General features: G+C 46.9%; 16 protein-coding genes and 1 pseudogene. 15 read left to right on the top strand and 2 right to left on the bottom strand.

Going from position 1 to position 17,861, the window contains the following annotated elements:
* Positions 1–272, bottom strand: a pseudogene (locus KJS65_RS30330) (transposase); the annotation flags it as partial.
* Between the two features lie 214 nt (positions 273–486).
* Here KJS65_RS30330 and KJS65_RS10125 point away from each other — a divergent pair.
* The 8 genes from KJS65_RS10125 (at position 487) to KJS65_RS10090 (ending at position 10,493) form a co-directional block, all read left to right on the top strand.
* Entirely contained in the window at positions 487–2,184 is a 1,698-nt protein-coding gene (locus KJS65_RS10125) for a TerB N-terminal domain-containing protein (RefSeq protein ID WP_213649705.1), read from the top strand.
* 5 nt (positions 2,185–2,189) lie between these two features.
* A complete protein-coding gene (locus tag KJS65_RS10120; RefSeq protein WP_213649704.1) occupies positions 2,190–3,515 on the top strand; it encodes an ATP-binding protein in 1,326 nt (441 codons plus the stop codon).
* Entirely contained in the window at positions 3,512–5,707 is a 2,196-nt protein-coding gene (locus KJS65_RS10115) for a DEAD/DEAH box helicase (protein ID WP_213649703.1), read from the top strand. The genes KJS65_RS10120 and KJS65_RS10115 overlap by 4 nt, the downstream gene beginning before the upstream one ends.
* Positions 5,708–5,915: 208 nt before the next feature.
* The gene (locus tag KJS65_RS10110; protein ID WP_244864466.1) at positions 5,916–6,785 is read left to right on the top strand and encodes a helix-turn-helix domain-containing protein; all 870 of its coding nucleotides are present in this window, start codon (positions 5,916–5,918) and stop codon (positions 6,783–6,785) included.
* Between the two features lie 243 nt (positions 6,786–7,028).
* Entirely contained in the window at positions 7,029–7,952 is a 924-nt protein-coding gene (locus KJS65_RS10105) for a helix-turn-helix transcriptional regulator (protein WP_136605091.1), read from the top strand.
* Positions 7,953–8,032: 80 nt separating this feature from the next.
* A complete protein-coding gene (locus tag KJS65_RS10100; RefSeq protein WP_213649702.1) occupies positions 8,033–9,613 on the top strand; it encodes an MDR family MFS transporter in 1,581 nt (526 codons plus the stop codon).
* Between the two features lie 168 nt (positions 9,614–9,781).
* Positions 9,782–10,051 carry a transporter suffix domain-containing protein gene (locus KJS65_RS10095; protein ID WP_244864465.1) on the top strand — a complete coding sequence of 90 codons (270 nt, stop codon included), beginning with the start codon at positions 9,782–9,784 and terminating at the stop codon, positions 10,049–10,051.
* 16 nt (positions 10,052–10,067) lie between these two features.
* Positions 10,068–10,493, top strand: coding sequence for a MarR family winged helix-turn-helix transcriptional regulator (locus KJS65_RS10090; RefSeq protein ID WP_136605093.1), 426 nt, complete (start codon positions 10,068–10,070; stop codon positions 10,491–10,493).
* Positions 10,494–10,595: 102 nt separating this feature from the next.
* Here the strand turns inward: KJS65_RS10090 and KJS65_RS10085 are convergent, their stop codons facing one another.
* Positions 10,596–11,642: a permease gene (locus KJS65_RS10085; protein ID WP_213649701.1), complete on the bottom strand. Its 1,047-nt coding sequence runs from the start codon at positions 11,640–11,642 to the stop codon at positions 10,596–10,598.
* Positions 11,643–11,820: 178 nt separating this feature from the next.
* Here KJS65_RS10085 and KJS65_RS10080 point away from each other — a divergent pair, with 178 nt between their 5' ends.
* The 7 genes from KJS65_RS10080 (at position 11,821) to KJS65_RS10050 (ending at position 17,824) form a co-directional block, all read left to right on the top strand.
* Positions 11,821–12,750: a L,D-transpeptidase family protein gene (locus KJS65_RS10080; RefSeq protein ID WP_244864464.1), complete on the top strand. Its 930-nt coding sequence runs from the start codon at positions 11,821–11,823 to the stop codon at positions 12,748–12,750.
* A 149-nt stretch (positions 12,751–12,899) separates the two neighbouring features.
* On the top strand, positions 12,900–13,739 hold the full coding sequence (locus KJS65_RS10075; protein ID WP_213649700.1) for a YitT family protein: 840 nt from the start codon (positions 12,900–12,902) through the stop codon (positions 13,737–13,739).
* 239 nt (positions 13,740–13,978) lie between these two features.
* Positions 13,979–14,692, top strand: coding sequence for a 5-oxoprolinase subunit PxpB (gene pxpB, locus KJS65_RS10070; RefSeq protein ID WP_136605096.1), 714 nt, complete (start codon positions 13,979–13,981; stop codon positions 14,690–14,692).
* Positions 14,689–15,717 carry a 5-oxoprolinase subunit C family protein gene (locus KJS65_RS10065; protein ID WP_213649699.1) on the top strand — a complete coding sequence of 343 codons (1,029 nt, stop codon included), beginning with the start codon at positions 14,689–14,691 and terminating at the stop codon, positions 15,715–15,717. Before pxpB ends, KJS65_RS10065 begins: the two co-directional genes overlap by 4 nt.
* Positions 15,692–16,447, top strand: a complete 756-nt coding sequence (locus tag KJS65_RS10060; RefSeq protein WP_213649698.1) for a 5-oxoprolinase subunit PxpA — start codon at positions 15,692–15,694, stop codon at positions 16,445–16,447. Before KJS65_RS10065 ends, KJS65_RS10060 begins: the two co-directional genes overlap by 26 nt.
* 21 nt (positions 16,448–16,468) lie before the next feature.
* The gene (gene pcp / locus KJS65_RS10055; RefSeq protein WP_213649697.1) at positions 16,469–17,086 is read left to right on the top strand and encodes a pyroglutamyl-peptidase I; all 618 of its coding nucleotides are present in this window, start codon (positions 16,469–16,471) and stop codon (positions 17,084–17,086) included.
* Positions 17,087–17,230: 144 nt separating this feature from the next.
* The gene (locus KJS65_RS10050) at positions 17,231–17,824 is read left to right on the top strand and encodes a TetR/AcrR family transcriptional regulator (RefSeq protein WP_213649696.1); all 594 of its coding nucleotides are present in this window, start codon (positions 17,231–17,233) and stop codon (positions 17,822–17,824) included.
* The last annotated feature ends 37 nt before the right edge of the window (positions 17,825–17,861 follow it).

Here is a 17,861-nt window from a genome sequence, read left to right as displayed (position 1 = left end):
CTTTTTCTCTACTGTGGCTTGCTTCAGCATATTATGGGCAAGCGAAAGCCAGCTGACCTCAAGCGTCACTTTTTCCATGCCGCGAAGCAGAAATCGCCGGAAGCCTTTAATTTTCCAAACACACTTTCCGGTTCCGTTATCCGACTTGCGGCCAAGGCATAACCTTCTTCACTCCGTAGAATTGACCGAGCCTGATTCTGGTGTCGAAGCCGTTCTCGACTGACAACCGCCTCACGGTTTCCAGGCGCTTTTGTGGAAAAGCGGCAGCGGTCGCCTTGGTCTCCGGATTTTCACCGTAAAGGAGAATGAAAAAAATCTGGAGAACACAGCGATTGGAACAACGGTCCGTTCACGCAGCGTCCACTCTAAGAGCTTAGGTACATCCTACTCAAAAAACAGGGGTGTCCCAAGCAGCCATTTCATGGCTTATGGGACACCGCATTTACCATTTTATGGAACGGATGATTTTGATAGGATAAAGATTTGTTGGAGGAAAGGCCGCGCGATGCACGGTTTCTCTCAACTTATACTCCAGATCATCCTGAAAGAATTACACCTGCAGGCGATTTGTATTATAATGAAAAAACAGAACAAATATTCTATGAAATGGTGATGCATAGTTCCATGAATTCGTATAATAAGTCTCTGGACTTTGCGGAAATTGATATAAGTGATGATAAGGAGCATAGCAGTTGTTCCTTGCAGGAAATGAGCATACCTGAGCGGAAAGAGCGTCCTGCCGAGGCATCCATTCCTTTTGTGAATGCCCTGACGAGAGAACAACAGTTTATGCAGCAGGCTAAGGCTTTGGCGAATCGGACTGATGAGCAGGTATCCTTCGTTCCGTTCATGAGCTATTGGCCAATCTATGAGCAAATGAATGAATCGCAGCTCAGCTGGTATTTTTATTGGAGAAGCGAAGTCAGAGGCGGGCAATACCTTTTTACGGACCTGTCCTATATTTTCGTTTATCTGTATGAGCTGATTCATGGGGTTGGCTGGGAGCATCCTAAGCAGGGATACGACCTGATGATGCGGATCTGGGACGGGTATGCGAAAAGGTATCCAAATCTGAACGGATATATGGCGGATTGGATTTGCGATTTTGTGCTTGTCCACCAGCTCGACATCCCGATGATCGATATCCTCTCGCGTTCCTCGGCTTCCCAGACAGGCGAGCTGTTCGATATGGAGCTGATGAGATTATTTTCGGATCATCCAACCTCACTTAGCTTTGAGATGATTCTAACACTGTCTGATTATGATATGCAGCGGAGTAAGTTTTATTTGGAAGGCGGGAGCACGCTTTTGGAGGAGTATATACCCAAAGTTGTAGCTCTCATCGACTCTTTTTTACAGAAAACAACCGGCAAAAAGCTGGTTAACACCTTTTACAAGGGGAATGGGAAGGCTGTCGAGCGGTACTTGTTCCGCAGTGCTATCTATGATGCTTCGTTGTATGGGAGAACATATACCCTGCAGATTTCACACCTGCGGAAATGTCCGCCGCTTCGTTACTACATTACGCAGCTTTTGCGCTGTACGGAAAATAAGCTGAGAGAGCTTCAGCATTTTAAAGGCCGCTTACGGGGTGTGACCCTGAAAAGCGAGACGGAAACACTGATTCAACGATTTTTGGAAAAAGAGTTTGCACCCGAAAAGTCATCCAAACCCGTGATATCTATTAACCCTGACCGATTGGCTGAGCTGCAAAGGGATAGTGAAGATGTACGAAGCATGCTTACGCTGGAAGAATGGGATGAGTGTGAACAAGATGTGGAATTGCGTTCAGAGGTCCCTTTTCAGGACCAAGCAGGCACCGTAGGCATGGCTTCTGATGCTCCGCTCACAGACACACAAGAAACAACCCATTCTGTAGTGCCTCATGAAATTGACATTCAGGCATCAGGCCAGGCTGTAGTTTGGGATACGGCAGATATGGATGAAGATTGGAACCAGTTCTCCGGGCAGCTGAAACAAGCTCATTTGGATACGCTGTATGCATTAAAAACGGAGTTATCATCCACAGAGCTTGATTTAATCGCTGAACAATATGGAACCATGCCGGCGCTGCTGCTGGATGAGATTAATCAGGCCGCCATGGAAACGATTGGTGACCTGGTGATCGATGGAGAGAGCATAACGGAAGAATATATCGATTATTTTGAAACACTGAAGAGGTGAGAGGTTTGACGGATCTGAAAATTCCAAAGCGTCTGACGACTGCACTTGTCAATTCTTTGACGGCAGGCGTTGTACCGCGAATCGGATTAGAGCATATTGCCGTCGGCAGGAAGCCGGAAGTCGAGGCAATTCTGCGTGATATGGAGAATATCGCCGAAGGCGGAGCCGCCATGAAGCTGATTACAGGACGGTATGGCAGCGGTAAGAGTTTCCTGCTGCAAACGATTCGCAACTACGCGCTAGACCGTGATTTTGTTACGGCTGACGCGGACTTATCGCCTGAACGTAGGCTGGTCGGGACCAAGGGGCAGGGATTAGGAACCTACCGCGAGCTCATGACCCATTTATCTACACGTACCCGTCCGGATGGTGGGGCCCTTGAGGCTATTTTGCAAAAGTGGATATCCACGATTCAGCAGGAAGCGATGAAGGAATGTGATTTGCGCGCAGGCGACCCCGCATTAAGCCAGGTAGTGGAGCAGCGGATTTTTGCGGTCACAGCGGAGATGCAGAATTTGGTGCACGGTTTTGATTTTGCGCGGGTGCTGGCAGCGTATTGGAACGGTTATAAGCTTGGGGAAGACGATAAGAAACAGGCAGCTCTGCGCTGGCTGCGGGGAGAGTTCCCGAACAAGACGGAAGCGAGAAAAGAACTGGAAGTCGGAGTCATCATTGACGATGATAATTGGTACGACTACATCAAGCTGTGGTCGGAATTTGTGGCGAAGATTGGATACAAGGGTCTGCTTCTCTTTATTGATGAAGGGGTTAATTTATATAAAATATCAAACAGTATATCCCGGACAAGCAATTACGAAAAGCTGCTTACGATGTTTAATGATACTATGCAGGGAAAAGCGGAGCATTTAGGAATCTTCTTAGGCGGTACGCCCCAATTCGTCGAAGATGAGCGCCGCGGATTATTCAGCTACGAGGCATTGCGCTCACGGCTCGTGGAGGGGCGTTTTGCCGGGAATGGATATCGTAATTACACGGGGCCCATTTTGAAGCTGGAGATGCTGTCACATGAAGAGATACTGATTCTGCTGCAAAAGCTGCTGCAGATTCACGGGCTTCATTTTGGCTATACTCCATCTTTGACCGATGAGGATTTGATTCAGTTTATGGAAACGGCTGTCGGACGGATGGGAGCGGATGAACTGCTTACGCCTCGTGAGATCGTAAGGGGTTTTATGGATTTGCTGCATACGCTGCATCAGAATCCGGAGGCATCCTTCAGCCAGCTGCTGGGTGAGCGTATGGCTTCACCGGCGTCTGCCGGCAAGGAGCAGGATGAGGTGGATGATTTTCTGGCGGAGTTTGAATTATGAGCAGTGCTGACAATCAGCTTTTTTACCGTCTGGCTCCGTTTATTCAAGAATTTATATACCGGAAAAGATGGGATGCCCTGCGGCCTGCCCAGGTGGAAGCTCTCAAAATCTGCATGGATTCCCCCCATCATATGCTCATCGCTGCGGGCACCGCATCCGGTAAAACGGAAGGCGCGTTTTTCCCTGCATTGACTGAGCTGCACGAACGTCCCTCCGCATCGGTGGGAATTCTATATATCGGTCCGCTTAAGGCGCTTATTAACGATCAGTTTGAACGGATTAAAGAGCTGCTTAAGGATGGGAATATTCCAGTGTGGCATTGGCATGGGGATGTTTCGCAAACCGAAAAAAACAAGCTGATGCGAAATCCTTCAGGAGTGCTTCAAATTACGCCTGAATCCCTGGAAGGCCTGCTAATGAACCGCCCCAATGCAATTCCAGCGCTATTTCATGATCTCAGATATATCATTATTGATGAAGTTCATGCCTTCATGGGTGCGGACCGGGGGATCCAAGTGCTGAGTCAAATCGCCCGGATTGAACGTATGACAGGCTGCTCTCCTAGGCGTGTGGGATTATCAGCGACATTAAGTGACTATGGCGCAGCCAAGGCATGGCTTGGTGCAGGAAGCAGGCAGCCGATTGAAGATGTATCTGTGCCAGGTGGACGTAAGCTGCGGCTGCGCGTGGAGCATTTTTCATTTCCGGATGCACGGGATGAAGAGCAGGCAGAACATTTGCAAAATGCGCGTAAGGCTTATTACGACTTCGTGTACGACAGTACGCATCTCAAGAAAGCGCTGGTCTTCACCAACAGTCGTTCCGATGCGGAACTGACGACGCTTGAACTGCGTAGAGTAGCAGCGCACCGGCATCAGCCGGATGTGTTTCATGTGCATCACGGCAGTATTTCGGCGATGCTGCGCGAAGAAGCGGAGGCGGCACTGAAGAACGGTCCCGGCCCGGCCGTTGCCGCTGCAACGTTAACGCTTGAGCTGGGGATCGACCTGGGAGAATTAGAGCGCGTCGTTCAGCTTGGAGCACCCTATAGCGCATCCAGTTTCGTGCAGAGGCTTGGCCGCTCGGGCAGACGGAATGATGCTCCTTCGGAGATGCTGTTTGTCTGTCCGGAAGAAGAGGAGGAAGATGCCATGCTTCCTGCACGTATGCCCTGGACACTGCTGCGGGCGATCGCGGTCATCGAGCTGTATGTGCGGGATCGTTGGGTGGAGCCGCTGGATATCAGGCAGATGCCAATCGGTCTGTTATATCATCAGACGATGAGCATTCTGAAGAGCAGGGGTGAAGCAATGCCTGCGGAGCTGGCATCCGATGTGCTGTCACTACCTTCCTTCCGCGAAATCTCTTCGGACACGTACAAGGTTTTCCTGAATTATCTGCTGCAAACAGACCATGTTCAGTGGACGGAGCAGCAAAGTCTCATTATTGGCCTAACAGGCGAGAAGATCGTGAATAACTTCCGCTTTTATGCCGTTTTCAAGGATGATGAAGAGCATGCCGTATACAACGGTTCTGAGGAGATCGGATCGATCACAACGGTTCCGCCACCGGGATACTGCTTTTCATTAGCCGGAAAGCTGTGGAAGGTTACGGAAGTAGATACTAAGCATAAGGCAGTTTATGTCAAAGCAGCACTAGGGAAGGTTGATACGCTGTGGCTTGGTGCAGGGGGAGATGTTCATACGCTGGTGGTACGGAAAATGCGTGAAGTTCTCGCTGAGCATACCATTTACTCATACCTCTCTCCACAAGCCGTTAACCGGTTGGAGCGGGCCCGCAGATTGGCCAGAGAGAGCGGCCTCCTGAAATCGGTTGTGATTCCCGCAGGCGGAGATTCGATGTTCATTTTACCGTGGGTAGGGAGCAAGCAGTTTAGGACACTGGAACGGATGCTCAAGAATAATCTTTCGCAGCGGTTGTCGTTACGTTCCATTGTACCGATGGAGCCTTATTATTTTGTTGTTGCGGGTAAAGCCGACAGCCAGGTGCTGCTAGATCAAATGATGCAGGAAAGCGCAGACTGCACCGATCCTTCATCGCTCCTTGGACCGGATGAGGCACCTTATCTCGGGAAGTATGATGAATTTGTCGCGCCGGAGCTTGTTCGGCAGGCTTTTGCCGTGGATGGCCTGGATGTAGAGGGGCTCAAGCAGGGCTTGAGTCGCCTGTAGTGCAATCCGTTTAAAGAGCCGAATTCGTAATTAACGAATTCGGCTCATTTTAATTTTTGTTATCCATATAACCCTTAAAATGAGAAGATAGATACTGTGAATCAGGTTTCATAAAATGCATTTTTTATACATACTCAAGCGCCGCTTGATATACAGAATTTACTTTCATCGATACACTAAACGCATCAACCAATAAGGAGTGATTGAAATGTTTGATATGGTCAAAATCGGCAGGAATATTGCCAAGCTAAGAAAAGAAAAAGGGATGACGCAGATGGAGGTCGCGGATAAAATGGGAGTCAGCTATCAGGCGATCAGCAATTGGGAACGGGGAGAAACGATGCCTGACATCTCCAAACTTCCTGAACTTGCAGCAACGTTTGAAGTAAGCATAGATCAAATTCTCGACAACCACCATAGTACCAAAATCATCCATACCTTCGTCAACCATAATACATCAGAGTTTTTGAAAAACAACGAAGTTTCGATCGAAGATTTCTCCACCATTGCCCCGATCCTGAAAACAGAGCAGGCTGATGAGGTATTTGGGCAATTAAAAATGAACATTGAAATCCAAGATATAATTTCGATTGCCCCGTTTGTCAGTACCGAGATCATTGACGAATATGCCAGAAAGTCTTTTGAAGCAAAGGGCGTAGAATCGCTGAAATCCCTGGCACCGTTCATGAGCGATGAAGCGATTGACGAGTGCGCCAGAAAGACTTTTGAAACAGAGGGCATAGAATCGTTGAAATCCCTGGCACCGTTCATGAGCGATGAAGCGATTGACGAATGCGCCAGAAAGACTTTTGAAACTGAGGGCATAGAATCGTTGAAATCCCTGGCACCGTTCATGAGCGATGAAGCGATTGACGAATGCGCCAGAAAGTCTTTCGAAGCAGAGGGCATAGAATCGTTGAAATCGTTAGCTCCGTTCATGAGCGATGAAGCGATTGAGGAATGTGCCAAAAAAGCGTTCGAAGCCAACGGTATCGGGGCCTTAAGGCCGATTGCTCCGTTCTTGAATCAGGACGTGATCGAAAAATGGATCAGAACCGGACTCGAATACACGACTTGATCATAATGTAAACATATTGAATGCCGTAAAAGAGGAGCCGAAGCAGTACGATAAATATCGTCTGTGCGGGCTCCTTTTTCACCAGTTATCCGAAGGAATGATATGTTTGGAATCAACAATAGACTTTTATATTCTTTAATATATGATATTCTAATGGACGCTCAATACGAAAAAAGTGGTATATTAAAGTACTTATTACTTGCTTTTTATGTTATGAATTTCATTTAGTGAGGACGGGTATTTATGAAGCTTGAACGGATCATTTCCATGATCTACATGCTGCTAAATCACGAGGTTTTGTCAGCATCGGTCTTGGCCGAGAAATATAATGTTTCGCAGCGGACGATTTACCGTGATATTGAGGCCATTTGTGCTGCCGGGATACCGGTCGTCTCTTATCAAGGGGTTAATGGCGGCTACGGAATCATGGAAGAATATAAAATGGACAAAAGCCTGCTCGGATCGCATGATGTGAATTCCATTGTGACTCTGCTGCGGAGCATGTCAGCAATTTTCGAGGACGAAAAAGCCGAAGAAACCATACATAAGCTGCAAACCGTACATAAAGAATCGCGGACTCATGCTATGTCGCTGGATATCGGCAGCTGGCGACCCTATAATGAGATGCTCCGGTTGATCAAGGATGCCATTGCCAACCAGCTTGTGCTGCAGTTTGAATATGTAAGCGCCAAAGGCGAGCGAGTGAAACGATATGTAGAGCCTGTAAATTTGCTGTATAAATACGATACATGGTATTTGTATGCTTACTGCAGATTAAGAAACGGATACCGGGAATTCAAGCTTCCGAGAATGATGTCGCTTTTGGTCACCGGAGAGCATTTTCAGCATCATCAGCACGAACCCAAGCCGGCTAGAACCTATGTTAGAAAAACGAATTCAGAGGACGGCGACAGAAATATTGTATTGAAATTTTCTTCGGATTGCATGGCAAGAGCACTGGACTTCTTTGTTGGAGTTGAGAGGCAGTTCAACGAGGATGGTTCTTTGAATATTTATTTGCAGAACCAAAATATAAAAGAATTGAAGTGGCTGATGCCGATTATTCTCAGTTTCGGAGATGGAGCAGTAGTTCTGGAGCCTTTGGAATTAAGAAAAGAGATCAAGATCATGCTGCAAAAAACTATCGAAAAATATCGGGAAGTATGACATTCAGTTGTCATACTTCTTTTTTTAAAATACTTATAGGCCAAGAAAAAGTGAATGTGAGAAGAGGAGTGGGTCTGTAAATGAAACAGCAGCAAAGCCGGTTACCGTTAGTCATCGCAGCATTGTTATTGGGGATTCTGATGGCGTCTATGGATAATTCGATCGTCGCTACGGCAATGGGTAATATTGTTGGCGAGATCGGAGGCATGGATAAATTCGTCTGGGTCACCTCGGCATACATGGTTGCGGAAATGGCAGGAATGCCGATATTCGGCAAGCTGTCGGATATGTATGGCAGAAAAAGATTTTTTATATTCGGGATCATTATGTTCATGATCGGATCAGCCTTATGTGGAACGGCTCAATCGATAACCCAGCTGGCACTGTATCGTGCGGTCCAGGGAATCGGCGGTGGGGCGCTTGTACCGATTGCGTTTACGATTATGTTCGATACGGTGCCGCTTGAAAAGCGAGGGAAGCTCGGCGGATTGTTTGGGGCTGTGTTCGGTATCTCCAGCATCTTCGGTCCGCTGTTGGGTGCATATATTACAGACTATATCGCTTGGCAGTGGATATTCTATATCAACCTGCCGATCGGACTCGTGGCACTCTGCATGATTGCAGCTTATTACAAGGAATCTCATGAGCATTCAAGGCAGCCGATCGATTGGGCAGGGGCTGTGACTCTGCTTGGTGCCGTCGTTTGCTTGATGTTTGCCTTGGAATTGGGCGGCAAGCAGCTTGCCTGGAATTCGGCGGAAATACTCAGCCTGCTGGGAGGCTTTGTGCTTCTGGCAGCAGCATTTCTGTACCGTGAAACCAAAGCCAATGAACCGATTATTACGTTTGCACTATTCAAAAACAGGATTTACTCCTCCAGTGTAATCATGGGCTTTTTTAGCGGGGCGGCATTTATTGCGGCGTCGGTGTACATCCCGATATATATCCAAGGAGTCCTGGGCGGTTCGGCAACAAACTCCGGCATGGTATTGCTCCCTATGATGGTTGCATCGGTCATCACCGCGACACTGGGCGGCAGCCTGATGAATCGTTTGTCGTACCGATCCATTATGAGTGGTTCTTTGGTGGTTTTAACAGCAGGAATCCTGCTTTTGTCGACACTGAACCCTGATTCCTCACGTCTCATCATTACGCTGTACATGACTCTGGTCGGGCTCGGAATCGGTGCTTCCTTTTCGGTACTGGGCAATGCATGTATTCACGGTTTGTCATACCGGCAGCGGGGAACGGCGAGCGCGACCTTTAACTTTTTGCGCTCACTCGGGATGACCCTCGGCATTACGATGTTCGGCATGATTCAGAAACATGCATTTTCGGGTCAGATGGAGCGAATTTTCAGCAGTGGAGCAGCTTTACCGCAGTCTTTTCAGATCGATGATCCGCATGTGCTTTTAACCGTGCAGGCACGATCATCCATACCTGAAGATGTGCTGACAAGTATTTCCGGAGCCTTGTCTTCCTCCATTGCACAAACTTTCGCTTGGGCATTACTTCCTGTATTGCTGGCTTTCGCGGCGTCATTGTTCATGGGCAAATCGAAACTGGATGCAACGGCGGAATATACCACTCCAATTGAGGAGGACGATCCTTCTGAATCCCGGCCTAGAGCTGGAGATTATTCCCCGGTTCAATCTTCATAGGAAGAAGCCAAGATTCCGTGCTTCGGGGGCATGCGGGATCTTGGCTTTTTTCATATTCCGCTATATGTATTTGTTTGAAGATAAATTTCAGAACCCTTGCATTCAAACTACTATCGATATATAGTTTAGTTAACTAAACTATAATAATTTTAATGCGGGGGCTTAGAATTGGAAAAAGAGATGGTTTCAATCGAAAAGAAGCAAAAAAAATCATTATTTTATAAACTTGGAATAGGGCTTCTAATGATCTCTCTAATGCTTTGGTTGATACCAGTGACCACACCATTTACCTCACTTTCAACTCAAATAAAAGCAGGTGTTATTACAGGAAGCATAATAATGTCGGAAATCATGTTTTGGGTAGGCGCCTTACTTGTTGGGAAGGAAGTGGCAGCCAAATTTAAAAGCTATTTAAACCCCAAAAAATGGCAAAAATAAGGTGAGGGACAAAAGCATGAAAGATAAAAATATAGCTGAGCAAATTAATCAAACATTGGAAAATATATGGATGACGCTTGAAAAGAAAGAAAGAGCCTATACGAATTTTAAATTAAATAATCAGCAATATGTGCTATTAACATTAGCAATTCGGCATCCTTTCTCCTCTCCTTCAGAGTTAGCTGAAAAAATGGATGTTACAAAAAGTGCTGTAAGTCAACAGTTAGCAAAACTTGAAAAGGAAGGCTATATAATTAGAAAACAACATGCAGAAGATAAGCGCATATTTTCAATTGAATTAGGCGAAAAAGGGCTGCTTTATAAAAAAGAAATGGAAGCATTTAATAAACAAGTTTCGGAAAAGTATCATGCGAATTTATCACTTGTAGAATTGACAAATATGTTATCAGAACTTCAAAAGCTGCAGGAAGTACTTAAGTAACGGTTACCAACTCAACACTATCCATAAATATTTCATCACTATAAAATTAAAAAGGCATCTGCGGCAGACGCTGCAGATGCCTTTTTTCTGACTGGTAACATTCTATAAGATCCATGCCCCGATCAAACCACTAACAAACCCCGCAACGACGACGGAGCCAATAACAAACGCCAGTACTTTTTTCGGGAAAGCCCTGCCGACGATGAGTACGGACGGGAGACTGATTGCAGGCAGAGTTACGAGTAAAGCTGCAGCCGGGCCTGTCCCTATGCCAAGCATGAGGAAGGATTGGATAATTGGAATCTCTGCAGCTGTCGGTATGACGAACAACGTGCCGACAATCGCGAACACAATAATGGCTGCAATACCTCCGCTAACCCACACTGGAAACATGTTAGACTGGAATGCTCCGAGCAGTAATACCGCAATCAGATAAGCAGGTACGACACTAATAATCATCGTTCCCAAACTTTTAAGCCAGCGGGTCAAAAAGGGAGCTTGTTCTGCTGTTTCATCAGGAATATTTGCGATGGATCCGTTAACCTCAGTTTTTCCTGCAAAACGATTGGCAAAATAGCTGACGCCAAACGTAACTACAAGACCAAACACAATCCGCATCAGCGTAAACTTCCAGGACAATACAAATGCCATGAAGATCAGTGTTGCCGGGTTGAGCAGGGGATTGCCGAGCCAGAAGGCCAGAGCAGCCCCGATGGAAACATTGCGTTTGCGGAGTCCGCTTGCAATAGGAGCTGCGCAGCATGTGCACATCATGCCAGGCAACGAGGAGACGCCCCCGATCAGAGTGCTCTTGAAGCCGGCTTTGCCGAGTTTTTGATACAGCCATTGCACTGGCAAAAGGACCTGCACTAAAGACCCGAGCAAGATACCGAGTACAGCGGCTTTCCACACGGATTTGAAGTATGCCTTTGCATATTGCAGGGCGGAGTGCCAGGATGGTCCATCCTGTTCCATACCCAATATGGATGAGCCGATCGAATGCTTGGAAGCTGCCGAAAATGCTTTATGGTAATAGGGCCACCATTTGACATAAAGCAGGCCGATGATCGCGATAAGAACGAACAGCATCGCCAACCAAAATGTTTTTTTAGTTGGAGGACGGCTGGTAGTTGAATGGACAGGTGACATTCTTTTTCCTCCTTAATAAATGAACAAGTATATATTTTAGTACTCGATATGAATAAACACAAGAAAAACTACTTTCATTTCATGAAAATTACATTTTCCTCATAAAATTTTCCTGTCTTAAACAATTCCACATCATTACACATGAATGAGTGATAGGACACCCTTAGTCCCCCATATAATGGCTATTAACCGAACGAAGAAAGGAGGCTCTCTCACTCTGCATACTCGTCTTCGCCCATTCGCAGCCATGCTACTCATTTTGCTATTGGGCTGGATCATCCCCGCGCCTGTGCATGCGGACACACAACGTGTGGGCAGTGATCTCATTATCGTCAACAAAAAAACGAATAAACTGGCTTTTTTTCAAAATGGATCCCTAATCAGGGAATTTCCCGTAGCCACCGGCAAAACCCCGTCACTCACGCCGGAAGGCAGCTTTGAGATTGTCAATAAGATTAAAAACCGTCCGTATTACAAAGAAAAAATTCCGGGAGGAGATCCAAGAAATCCGCTCGGCGACCGCTGGATCGGGCTGGATGTAAACGGAACGAATGGAACGACATATGCAATCCATGGAAACAGCAATAAAAATTCCATTGGGAAGTATGTCAGCGCCGGATGTATCCGCATGTATAACGATGATATTCATTGGCTTTTTGCACAGGTAAAGGTTCATACTACTGCCATTATTACATCGTCTAAGCTTTCATTTGAAGATATCGCTCAAAAATCTGGCTATCGTATAGGTGAGCAGAAATTTGAGGGGAGGCTGTTGATCGACAACAGGGAAGCGGCATTGCGAAATGATATAGTCCTGTACGATTCCCGGATTTATATTCCTTTACGAGCATGCATTGAATTACTGGGCGGGGAGGTGCTGTGGAACGACCAGACAAAAACAGCCACCATAAAGATTGGAACCCGAACCATTGTCCATAAAGCATTATCCGAACAGGCAACAGTTAACGGTAAAAATGTGAAAATTACGGCTTCAAAAAATCGTGAAAATTCATTGATGCTCCCGTTGAGAAACTTCTCGGAGCTTTCAGGTTATTCCGTTCAATGGGACGGTACTTCGAATACCGTATCAATCACGTCTCCAAAATAATATAGAGGACTCATCCTGTTATCCGCGGCTACCGCGGATTTTTTTTATCTATTATATATCTTTCATATTGACGAAACTCGGACAAACCTTATAAAATATGAAGGTTGCGTCTTTTAAGATAAGAATATCAACTGTTGGGAAGGCATCCTATGAATAGAAAAATTATTGCAGATATCTTTTTAATTATTGCCGGTTCATTTATTTTTGCGCTCGACATCAATCTGTTCGTGATTCCGCATGATCTGTCCGAGGGCGGGGTCACAGGGATTACCATTATTCTCTACTATCTGTTCCAATGGTCACCGGGTCTGGTGAATCTGATTCTGAACGCAATCCTGCTGCTTGTGGGTTATAAGTTTCTGGATAAACAGACGACCTTATACACGGTCATTGCCATTGTGTTCAATTCTCTGTTCCTGCATCTGACTGAAGGATGGACACTCGCATCAAACGAGCTGCTGCTGAATGCCATATTCGGCGGGGTTTTTGCCGGTGTAGGCATTGGTCTCATCGTTCGGGCAGGCGGAACCACTGCGGGAAGCGTGATTTTGGCGCGGATTGCTCATAAGTACTGGGACTGGAATATCAGCTATGCACTGCTCTTTTTTGATCTGATCGTGGCGTTCTCGTCGTTCTTCATCATCGGAGCTCAAAGCCTTATGCTGACCATCATCATGTTGTTTGTCGGTACGAAGGTGATGGAATTTATTATCGAAGGTCTTAATCCGCGTAAAGCCGTGACGATTATATCCAAGGAATACGACCATATTGCCAAGGAGATTAACTGCGTGATGGAACGCGGCGTGACCGTTTTTCCGGGTTATGGATATTACACAAAAGCACCGAAAGAAGTACTTTACGTTGTCATTAACAAACAGGAAGTGCCGACACTTAAAAAAATCGTGAAATCAGTGGACAAGGAAGCATTCATCACGATCCATGATGTGAGAGATGTTTTTGGTGAAGGATTTATTGATTTAGCAAAATAACAAGTGACAACGTCTCGAACACAAAGCCTGATAAGCATCAGACTTTTTTGTTCCTATATATGATTGGACTATCCCTGAAAAGGCTGCCTGCTGGCAGTCTTTTTTGTTCAGGATAAGTCTTGTTACTCCTATATTTGCGTCAAAGGATTGCCATAATCCGCAGAACAACCCTAAAATAGAAGAATAGACATGTACGCAAGGATATTTCAAAATGCGGTTACAGAAAGCGAGGGTCCGAGATGAAGCAGCTTATCATTGATGCCATGGGGGATTCGGCATTGTTGATACAATTCGGCGAGAACATAGATGAAAGCACGAATTCGTTGGTCCAGGCAGCAGCCTTCCGTCTGGAGCAGCATCCGTTTCCCGGTTTTCAGGAGTGTGTGCCTTCCTTTACAACGCTAACCGTCTATTATGACCCGCTTCATCTAAATCAACCTGCTGACGGCGGGACAGCTTTTGAATTCGTCCGTACAATAGTGGCTGGGCTGCTGCAGAACATGGAAACGGTCCCCGCAACGGAGCGGGAGACTATCGAAATTCCGGTTTGTTATGGTGGTGAGTACGGGCCGGACCTTGCCTATGTTGCCGAAGCGAATGGACTGGATGAAGAGGACGTCATCAAGATTCATACAGGGCAGGATCTTCTGGTCTACGCACTAGGTTTTGCACCGGGTTTTCCTTATCTTGGAGGTATACCGGAAAGTATAGCTGCTCCAAGAAAGACGACCCCAAGACTCCGTATACCGGCAGGATCCATCGGAATAGCTGGCACGCAAACGGGTATTTATCCGCTGGAAACGCCGGGGGGATGGCAGATCATCGGACGAACGCCACTTGCTTTATTCCGGCCGGATCAGGATCCGCCGGTTCTTCTAAAGAGTGGTCAGTGGATTCGTTTCAAAGCCGTTAGTTTTTCTGAATATACCCGTTTGGCAGGTGGACGAAAATGAGCCTGGAAGTATTGAAGCGCGGCTTGCTTGCAACTGTTCAGGATCTGGGGAGGAAGGGCTACGGAAAATATGGGATCAGCAGCTCAGGAGCTATGGATAGCTATGCGTGCAGCCTTGCCAATTGGCTGGCGGGAAATGATGGAGGAGAAGCGCTGCTGGAAATAACATGGTCCGGTTTTTCAATAAGATTCCTTCGGGATACGCTAGCCTCCATAACTGGAGCGGATTTGGCTCCTGAAAGTAGTGGTATCTCTGTGCCGATGTGGCGGCCGGTGATCTTCCGTAAAGGAAGCGAGCTTACATTTAAACGCCCGGTTTCCGGCTGCCGTTCGTATGTAGCCGTCTTAGGCGGAATCGATGTGCCTGAAGTCATGGGAAGTCGCAGCACGTATATGCGCGCCGAAATCGGAGGCTTGAAAGGGAGAGCGTTGCAATCTGGGGATGTTCTTCAGGTGAAACACACTGCGTTTGAAACCCGGTGCATGTGGTCATCCGTATGGAATGCGGAGTATCCGTTCCAATCCGTGGATTGGTCAGCATCTCCCCGTTACACTTACGGCCATCCTCATCAAATCGTTAGAGTAACGAGAGGACGCAAATATGGTGATTTCAGCAGCTTGGCGCAAGAGCGATTATTTCAAGATGAGTATATCGTCAAACCGGAATCAGACCGGATGGGATATCGGTTAAAAGGGCCGCAGTTACAGCTTGTGACGCCGCGCGAGTATGTTTCCGAGGGGGTAGCTGTAGGCACCGTGCAGGTCCCTGCTGATGGGCAGCCTATTATTCTTATGGCAGACAGACAGACGCTGGGAGGCTATCCGAAAATAGCGCAGGTTGCTTCGGTGGATCTGTCTAGGGTTGCCCAGCTGCCTCCCGGGGGGAGCATCCGCTTTCATGAAATTTCGCAGTCCGAATCGGAAGGGCTCTATTTTGAACAGGCCCGTAAGATGAAGCTGATGAAAAGCATGATTGATTACCGGTTAAGGGAGGGGTTCCATGCTGCGGCTGGATTTGAATTGTGATATGGGCGAAAGCTTTGGACGATATGTCCTGGGAACGGATGCGGACATGATGAATGAGATTACGTCGGCCAATATAGCATGCGGCTTCCATGCGGGAGATCCTTCTGTCATGAGAAAAACAGTGCGTCTGGCTGTCAGCAAAGGGATCGCAGTGGGGGCTCATCCGGGACTCCCGGACTTGGCCGGATTCGGAAGGCGCCGGATGGACGTGTCTCCGGAAGATGTCTTTGACATGGTAACCTACCAAATTGGGGCGCTGCAGGCATTTGTAAGGCAGGAAGGCGGTAATATGCGGCATGTCAAGGCACATGGGGCGCTGTATAATATGGCAGCGGTGGATAGAACGGTCGCGGAAGCCATTGCAGAAGCCGTCTATGCTATTGATCCCACCCTCATTTTATTCGGTCTCGCGGGAAGCGAGATGATTCAAGCGGGCAGAACAACCGGCCTGCAAACGGCTCAGGAAGTATTTGCGGACCGGACCTATCAGGATGATGGAACACTGACACCAAGAAGCATGGCGGGTTCATTAATTGAGAATCCGGAACTGGCGGTGAAGCAGGTGCTGCAAATGGTGAAAGAAGGATGCGTCACGGCGGTGAGCGGCAAAAAGGTGGCTATCACGGCGGATACGGTGTGCATCCATGGAGATGGAACACAGGCTCTTTCTTTTGCCCAAATGCTGCGGGCTGCACTCAACCAAGAGCAGGTATTGGTTCAAGCTTTGTAAACAAAATAAGGGGGGATTTATATGAAAATTCTGATCACGGCATTCGAACCCTTTGGCGGCGATACGATTAACCCGACGCAAAGATTGATCGAAGACATGGAAAAGCAATCTTTTGAGGGTGCAGAAATTTATACCCTGATGCTGCCGGTAGTTTTCGATGAATGTTCGGAAAATCTGATTCATTCGATCGAATCCATACAACCGGATGCTGTCATTTGCTGTGGATTAGCCTCAGGCCGGACTTCAATTACTCCGGAGCAAATAGCCATCAATCTCAAAGAAGTACCAAAGGAATCCACGGTTTCAGATAATAAAGGTGTTCGTCCTTATAACGAATATGTAAACCCGGAAGGCCCGGATGGTTTGTTTACCCGTTTACCGGTCCGCGAGATGATTGAAACCATGAGAGAGCAAGGTATTCCAGCCTCCATCTCCTATTCGGCGGGGACATTCATATGCAACAATACGATGTATGCTCTTCTTGATTACATCCGAATTCATCAGCTTCCAATCGCAGGCGGATTTGTCCATTTCCCGGCATCGGAAGAGATGGCCGCGAGTAAGCCGAATCTGCCTTCGCTTTCCCATGAAACCATGCTAAAGGGCTTGATAACAATGGTACATACGCTTATTAAATAGTTTGATTAATATCGTCCATGCGCTGCATGGGCTTTTTTTTTCATCATTTACCAGCATGACTGTCAATTAAAAATAGTTGACAACTGTCCTCTAGAATCCTTTATAATATATAGACCGATCGTTATAATTGGGAGGTGAACAATAATGGTAGGCAAGCCCAATTCGCGTGAATCCATCGTGGATACAGCTTCCAAGCTGTTTTTCAAGCAGGGTTATCATGGAACGGGTTTAAACCAGATTGTTAAAGAAAGCTGCTGTCCCAAGGGATCTCTCTATTATTACTTTCCCGAAGGGAAGGAGGAGCTGGCACTCGAATGCATACACCGCACAAAATTGATTGTAGCGGATAAATGGAATGATGTATTTGAGAAGGTTCCCGACCCGGTTCAGGCCGTGCGGCAGTTTATTGAGAATATGGCGGATGAAGCGCTGAAATCCAATTTTGAAGGGTTTGTCCCATTCAGCTTTTGGATGGCGGTCGAAACCTCTGCAATTAGCAATTCATTGCGGGAGGCATGTCAATCCGTGCTTGCTGACTGGCAATTTATTATATCCAGCAGGCTTTTGAAGGAGGGACTGGAGAAGCAGCAGGCGGATGAAACCGCCGAGGTTCTTCTGTCTATGCTGGAAGGCTCATTGATATTGGCTCAAACCAACAGAGATACGAGCCATATCTTATTGATTTCCAAGTACGCCGGTTTATTGTTGAATGAGATGCTTGGAAGAACACAAACTTAGATAGACATAACGGGGGATGAGATTTTGGAAGCAACCA

Origin of the sequence: Paenibacillus sp. J23TS9, from assembly GCF_018403225.1 — a bacterium.
In the GTDB taxonomy this organism is placed as follows: Bacteria; Bacillota; Bacilli; order Paenibacillales; family Paenibacillaceae; genus Paenibacillus_AQ.
The sequence above is the reverse complement of the archived record's forward strand: the minus strand, read 5'-3'. Positions and strand labels throughout refer to the sequence as shown.

What these genes read in the sequence shown, in the direction of transcription:
- KJS65_RS10115 (WP_213649703.1), top strand. Translation starts at nt 3,512, where the DNA reads ATGAGCAGTGCTGACAATCAGCTTTTTTACCGTCTGGCTCCGTTTATT.
- KJS65_RS10110 (WP_244864466.1), top strand. Translation starts at nt 5,916, where the DNA reads ATGTTTGATATGGTCAAAATCGGCAGGAATATTGCCAAGCTAAGAAAA.
- KJS65_RS10105 (WP_136605091.1), top strand. Translation starts at nt 7,029, where the DNA reads ATGAAGCTTGAACGGATCATTTCCATGATCTACATGCTGCTAAATCAC.
- KJS65_RS10100 (WP_213649702.1), top strand. Translation starts at nt 8,033, where the DNA reads ATGAAACAGCAGCAAAGCCGGTTACCGTTAGTCATCGCAGCATTGTTA.
- KJS65_RS10090 (WP_136605093.1), top strand. Translation starts at nt 10,068, where the DNA reads ATGAAAGATAAAAATATAGCTGAGCAAATTAATCAAACATTGGAAAAT.
- KJS65_RS10085 (WP_213649701.1), bottom strand. Translation starts at nt 11,642, where the DNA reads ATGTCACCTGTCCATTCAACTACCAGCCGTCCTCCAACTAAAAAAACA.
- KJS65_RS10080 (WP_244864464.1), top strand. Translation starts at nt 11,821, where the DNA reads ATGGCTATTAACCGAACGAAGAAAGGAGGCTCTCTCACTCTGCATACT.
- KJS65_RS10075 (WP_213649700.1), top strand. Translation starts at nt 12,900, where the DNA reads ATGAATAGAAAAATTATTGCAGATATCTTTTTAATTATTGCCGGTTCA.
- pxpB (WP_136605096.1), top strand. Translation starts at nt 13,979, where the DNA reads ATGAAGCAGCTTATCATTGATGCCATGGGGGATTCGGCATTGTTGATA.
- KJS65_RS10065 (WP_213649699.1), top strand. Translation starts at nt 14,689, where the DNA reads ATGAGCCTGGAAGTATTGAAGCGCGGCTTGCTTGCAACTGTTCAGGAT.
- KJS65_RS10060 (WP_213649698.1), top strand. Translation starts at nt 15,692, where the DNA reads ATGCTGCGGCTGGATTTGAATTGTGATATGGGCGAAAGCTTTGGACGA.
- pcp (WP_213649697.1), top strand. Translation starts at nt 16,469, where the DNA reads ATGAAAATTCTGATCACGGCATTCGAACCCTTTGGCGGCGATACGATT.
- KJS65_RS10050 (WP_213649696.1), top strand. Translation starts at nt 17,231, where the DNA reads ATGGTAGGCAAGCCCAATTCGCGTGAATCCATCGTGGATACAGCTTCC.